1 protein-coding gene is annotated in these 460 nt (G+C 39.1%); it reads right to left on the minus strand.

What is annotated here, in order from left to right; all coding sequences use genetic code 11:
- Nucleotides 1-279: 279 nt before the first annotated feature.
- Nucleotides 280-460 (minus strand): IS3 family transposase (locus tag AB4486_RS28305; protein WP_372120153.1); only part of this gene is annotated, 181 nt, incomplete at its 5' end.

The raw sequence follows: 460 nt of genomic DNA on the forward strand, positions 1-460 counted from the left end.
ACTCATAAGTTGCCCTCGCTTATCTCAGCCTTTCCAGCACTATGCTGTCGCTCATAAAGCCGAAAGACATTAAGTAAAATATGCAAAGAGCTGAGCCAGTAAGCTTAACCTAGCATCTTTTACAATAAGAAGTCATACGGTATATATACTGTATGACTTTTTTATTTAAACATGTTCTCTAGCTTAGGCTAACGTGTACTAATTCAGACCTGATCTGACAGTTACCCACTTTTAGACTCGGTGTCTGTCAGATTATATCTGGGTTAGGTTCTTTTCAGCTCAGATTGATTTCCCATCCACTAATGTCTCTATTGGCGTTCGGCCACAGCACACTTTTCCTTGATGAGTACGATGATTGTTGTAGTAGTCCATCCATTCGTCCAGATCTTTCTGTAACTCTTCCATTGAACCATACAGTTTCTTTCTGAATGTCACTTGGTAGAACTCATTTAATACCAAT

The organism is Vibrio sp. 10N.222.55.C6 (assembly GCF_041473395.1).
GTDB classification, from domain to species: domain Bacteria; phylum Pseudomonadota; class Gammaproteobacteria; order Enterobacterales; family Vibrionaceae; genus Vibrio; species Vibrio crassostreae_C.